Below are 5,541 nucleotides of genomic sequence, written 5' to 3'. Positions count from 1 at the left end.
CCGAAAGAGTTCAAGACCAAAGTGCTGCATCCGCGTGAAGCTCAGGCCATTTTGAAATAATTGGAATGCGGTCTCCTTGGAGCTGATGGCTTCTTATCCAGTTGGGTCGTTTTGTAGACGCGGTCTTACTGGCGGAGTTGATGTTGCAGCGCTCGTGCGTGCTCGCATGGGCGCGCGGGCACGCGTGGGCTTGCATTCTGGGAGGCAGGTCGGGCCTGGTATCAGGGGGCATTGTCTTCAGAGGCGTAGCCTTCAAGGTTTTGGATTTTGGAACAAGATTACAGCAAAAAAGTTACGGGTCAACCACAAAGAACACAGAGCTCACAAAGGACGCACAAAGATTTAGCTAAGATTCTTCGTGAACATCTCCGGATTAACGATACCTGCAGGGGTCTTTGCTGCAGGAGGATACCCACATTAACAGCGGGCTGAGTTCGACTAGAACCCGCAAGTAATAATAGACCTCATGCAAGATGATCATGAGCGGAGGGCTGCGATAGTCCTGCAAATTTTCGAATCTGTGAACTGCGATCTACGGATTTTTGCTGGATTAAGCTAAGATCAGATTGCCATAAGATGTATATTTCGATAAAGCCGGTTTTTTTTAAACATATCTATAGTGTTTCCGTCTCCATACGTTGGTTGGGAACGAATTGTTTTTTCCAGCCACCTTGCTCCAATCGTTTATCATGGCAAACCCAATCCACACAAGATTCGATTATCTCCATCGGTTTACCCGGAAACGCATTTGGCTTAGCTCCGGTTAGGAAATTGACATTTATTAATTTTTGGCAAAAGGAAAAGAGCATTGTATTCCGTATCATTGTATCATATTTCCAATCCACGTTTATATGGCGGATTGCGCATTCACTTGTTTTATTTCGAAGCTCTACATACGTAGGTACATTCCAGGCAATCACTGGACGATGTGTCAATAGTTTCTCATTCTTCATGGGAGCGGGATAAACAAAGACTCTCTTAAAATCCCATAGCTCATCTAAACCTGGAAGATCTGGTTCACAGCAAGTGCCTATCCATTCTTGATCCGCTTCAAGTTTGTGGGCTTTAACTATTGCTGTTCCAAAAGAGATATTATCTCCCCATTCGACATCTCCACATGCGATCCCTCCACGTAAAGGAAGTGATTTTTTCATACCTTCTTCTAGTAGATACCTTGAAAAATCTATCAGCCTTTCTAGACCATATCTTGTATATTCAGTACCCACAAATACTGTATCTGAGACGAAATGATAATGGGAAATTTTAAATTCAGTTAATCCACTTGAAACAAGTTGAACCCATGAATCAACTCTTGACGCTCTCGCATCAAGCGAGAATTTTGCTATCTGTTCAGGCGCTAATTCTTTTTCTTCTTCCGATGCTAAGGCAGTGACCATATCGCTGAATCCAAGGACGTCACCGACATAGCAATACATTTGTTCCATAAGCCTATCGGCATTCTAGCCATATAAAAATGATGCGTCTAAAATTCTATATTCGTTACAGCGCAGCCCCTAGGTCTTTAGGATGATTATGATGGTAAACGTGCAGTCAGTCCAGAATTTGGCCCTGATGGAACCCCTAGAGCGGGCTCGACTCCAGGATATTTCCTTAGATCTTCAAGCAATTTTTCTGCAGGGACCGTTTTGCCAATCCTAGCCTCAGACTCAATGCGAGGTCGGCTCACTTCCTTACCTCTACATATTTCGAGTTCGAGAATGCCATCTTCGATTGCAACCCTACAGAGTCCTCGAATATAGAAGCGATTAAATTCTCCTTCGGCAAAAGTTTCTGCTGCATTGACGGGGACCTTTATCTTAGTAGAGCCACCCGAAGGCGTCTTCTTTTCAATAAAAGCTTTAAAGCAGCCCAGTCTGCGTAATTCATTTCCGAGCCAGTTGTCATCCTGCTTCTGTGCGGCACTCTTAAGAAGCTCTAGATATTTGTCCAGACCATTCTCATTAAAGCGTTTGCTAAGATATAAATTTCCTTTTGCAATATCGAATTCTATTTCTCTTAACATGAACTCGCGGGTTCGTTCATCCAAACTTTCATAATTCAGTCCCATGATCCCTTCTTCAATGCTTTTCTTTATAATCCTATGCATGCGTCGCGTTTCCTGTAGAACAATTTCAGGATGCTAAGCAAGTCATGCAGTACGCTATATCTCATCCTATTATATTGACTACTGCTTCATCACATAAGAATTGAAGAATTGGGCTGAGGATAGCCATAATCCAGAAGCTGCAAATGGAAATTAGAAATTAGCTAACGATATTTCTATGCTATATTCTCTGATAGTATCATTTAGCCCACATTCCGCACTTTGAGTTTGGTATTTAGTATTTTTGTAGCTATTGATTAATGCAATTTTATGAAAATATTTTAATCAAATAGCAATTTCTTTTTAATTGATTTGACATTAAGTTGATTTTCTCTTGCAAGAAGAGATGGCACAACATACGCTCAATAACACTCAATCAAAGCGACATGGCAGGCGGATAAAATATTAATGTGAATGAATAGCTCAATTAATTTTATTTAGTTAGCTTTGTATCAAATTTAAGGCGCGTTTGGAATAGGACTGAAGTTCAGTGTCATTAATATGCTCGGAATCCTCTCCTGGATTTTGATCATGATGATATTTTTTAGAGTAATCATTAATATCTCCAAGTTCACCGACTTTTGACTGCATGCTACATAGAGGGTCGCCACTCCTTGCGTTTCTTATTTTTCCACGAAATTACCCAACCATTCTGATTGGCTAAATTCCTTTGGAAATTTAATTCTAAGATACCCTTCCAGAAGTGGACGGATGCATCTTGCAACCTGTACTAGATGATTGCTATCCCTGGAACCCCTCTCAAGATATTCAGAAATGACATCATAATTTTTGAAATAATCACTGCGTATATCTGTTTCGATATCCCATTTTTCAATAACGCTAGAATCTCCTTTTCTTTTGATTTGCAGAGTACCTATTTCGACTCGCGAATTATCAAATACTTGCTGAACTAAATAAAGATCATGAGTTAAAATTATTACCTGTTTGCAGCATTGACTCAGTCTCATTATTTGCTGTTGTGTAAAACTTCTCCTATGAGCATCTAAGCTTGATACAGGGTCATCGAAAACAACGATTTTATTGGATATATTCGGTTCACGATCTAGCTTTGCGAGGAAGAAAATAAACGCTAAAGTGCTCTTATCCCCTTCACTGAGTGTATTGTTGAAGCAAGGACAACATTTGGCGCTCTTTGGCATTGAGAGATCAACAGTCGTTCCTCTAATTGAGAGTTTGTAGATAACACTAGCTTTTCCTCCAGGATAAATGGTCTTAACTTCTTCAATTCTAAACCCTGCGTTACATGATTCAAGATATTCATTTATGTTAGTTTCATATTCGCTGAAAACTGTGGTGGTATATGAATCAAGAAAAGCTTTTGCTTTCTTTTTCTTATCCATAGAATTAGATCTGCCTCTAAGCAATCGCTTATAATATCTGCAGAGTCTGTCTATATCGGGTCTTAATCTTATTTTTTTGTTCTGCAATAATTCTAAGTCCTCCTCGGCTTTGCTTAGATCTCCTTCTCTAATTGCTTTCTTTTTATCAATTATCATCCTATTTATATTTTCGATGGCTTGATTATATTTTTTTATGGAATTTAGGAGGAATGCATAGGATCGAAATTCAACCAGCAAATCCGATCTTAATTCCATATGGTCGAGTGGACTGAGTTCCTTTCTTTTTAAATGATCTTCGATCAATGAAAGGACTCGATTCCACGTGTATTTGATGTCAATGAAAGATAACGATTTGTATTCCAGAGTTATATATTCTTTCCAAAATTGGGCCACAAGGTCATTTGATGTAAGAGCCTTTTGAATGGCCAGTAGTTTATCATTGGATAGAATTTTTCTAATTTCATCAGAGGAGTCATGGATATATTTTTTAAAAGAAATATATTCTGCGTCGAAGTAGTATTGATATGCCCTGATTAGTGGGTTTTCCGAAATGCATTGACCACAGAATGGACATGCATCATTGGTTACGTATTTTAATCCAGTCTCTATCCAATTCTCTCCTCTTTGATCCAAGTATTTATTGACGTGCTGACGCGTGAGTCTTTCAGCATCTTGAGATATGTCATCGAGGGTCTTAGATAATATCAATTCAAGATGGGCTCTTGGTAATTCTGGAATAGATAAACAATTTAATGCTTCTTTTTCAGTGATTTCTTTTGCCTTTTTTAAGGCCTCGACTGTCTTTTTCTTTACAACAATATCTTCAGCGATACTTACAGACGAATTTAAATCATATTCCAGTCCAGCAAATGAGGAAACATCTATGCTTGTTCCTAATATATTTCGTTGTATTTCGCCACTGCACTTAGAGATCAAATTATTAATGGATTTTATGGCATTATCGCAATGGTCAATTACATTTGCATTTTTGACTCCGTCTTGACCTATGACAAATTGATGAAGATTTCTTCTATGTTCGATGTCTACAGAATTTCCTGAATATATATTGTTGCTTATAAAGTAACTATCAAAGATTTCCAAGTCCAAACAAGTTTTGTCCCATTTTCCATCTTTAAACGTCGTATGGATCGAAGGTTCTAATAATAATCGTATCTCTGGTTGGTTATTTGAATTTACAGTTCTACGCTCCAAGATAAAACCTGGCTCCCCAGAGAATAAAGATCGCAGAATAAATGATAACGTGCTTTTTCCTCTTCCATTTTCTCCATAAATAATATTGAATTTTTTTAGCTCAACGGCTTGAAAATTATCACTAAATGATCCAACAGACTTTATGGATATTATCTTCTTGATCATATTTTTCCTCGATCTCAGCTAAACCGCAGCATGCTATTCAATTGGAGTTAGGACGAGACACGACCTTATATAAATTTCGAATGCAATCCGAAATCTGGTCGTGACCCCCTAATAGGTTTGAGTTTTGTAATATGGAAAAGTCAAGAGTTCCTGCAAGCTCCAGACATGATCGATTAAGCCAGCTTGCTTCGCAGGACTATTGAACTTCGTTATGCCCATCTCATTTCTATATTTTAGAGCGCGATGCTTTCGGCAGTAGTTGAAGTGCGCGAAATATAGGGTCATTTGGTTATCCAATTCTTTAGTCTTCTTAGAGAAACCTATGGTTTTCCTAGATATGCGGTTATTATCTTGTCTGCATGTCAGGTTTTGCCGTTCAATGTAGCTGGTAGATATCATTTTGTGGTCTATATCTTTACCAAATATGATTTTCTTGACCACTTTTTTTAGCCTGCCGTCGATCCTCATTTTAATGACTTGAGCATATTTTAATAGGTCATCTACGATTAATTTAGGACTTCGAGGTCGCCCTCGCTTGCCCGTTGGTGCGAATGGCTGTAGTTTTCCATATTGCTTTCGAAGAGCTGCTGCATATAGTCTTAATCCATCCGTCACAAAGAGCGGCATTGATCTGAGTCTTTTGGCGGTATTTGAAACGAGCTGATCTGCATTTTCCTGAGATCGCTCACCGATAACATG

3 protein-coding genes and 1 pseudogene are annotated in these 5,541 nt (G+C 38.8%); all 4 read right to left on the bottom strand.

Annotation, left to right across the window (positions count from 1 at the left end; all coding sequences use genetic code 11):
• Window positions 1–614: 614 nt before the first annotated feature.
• The gene (locus tag BP727_RS13090; protein WP_286859259.1) at window positions 615–1,445 is read right to left on the bottom strand and encodes a hypothetical protein; all 831 of its coding nucleotides are present in this window, start codon (window positions 1,443–1,445) and stop codon (window positions 615–617) included.
• A gap of 86 nt (window positions 1,446–1,531) precedes the next feature.
• Window positions 1,532–2,107, bottom strand: a complete 576-nt coding sequence (locus BP727_RS13085) for a hypothetical protein (RefSeq protein WP_286859256.1) — start codon at window positions 2,105–2,107, stop codon at window positions 1,532–1,534.
• Between the two features lie 620 nt (window positions 2,108–2,727).
• Window positions 2,728–4,842: an AAA family ATPase gene (locus tag BP727_RS13080; protein ID WP_286859253.1), complete on the bottom strand. Its 2,115-nt coding sequence runs from the start codon at window positions 4,840–4,842 to the stop codon at window positions 2,728–2,730.
• A gap of 108 nt (window positions 4,843–4,950) precedes the next feature.
• A pseudogene (locus BP727_RS13075) lies at window positions 4,951–5,541 on the bottom strand (IS1 family transposase); the annotation flags it as partial.

The sequence above is a fragment of the Methanosaeta sp. UBA356 genome, assembly GCF_002496465.1.
Classification (GTDB): domain Archaea; phylum Halobacteriota; class Methanosarcinia; order Methanotrichales; family Methanotrichaceae; genus Methanothrix; species Methanothrix soehngenii.
Note: the sequence above shows the minus strand (reverse complement) of the source record. Positions and strands in the feature narration are given on the sequence as shown.

What these genes read in the sequence shown, in the direction of transcription:
- BP727_RS13090 (WP_286859259.1), bottom strand. Translation starts at nt 1,445, where the DNA reads ATGGAACAAATGTATTGCTATGTCGGTGACGTCCTTGGATTCAGCGAT.
- BP727_RS13080 (WP_286859253.1), bottom strand. Translation starts at nt 4,842, where the DNA reads ATGATCAAGAAGATAATATCCATAAAGTCTGTTGGATCATTTAGTGAT.
- BP727_RS13085 (WP_286859256.1), bottom strand. Translation starts at nt 2,107, where the DNA reads ATGCATAGGATTATAAAGAAAAGCATTGAAGAAGGGATCATGGGACTG.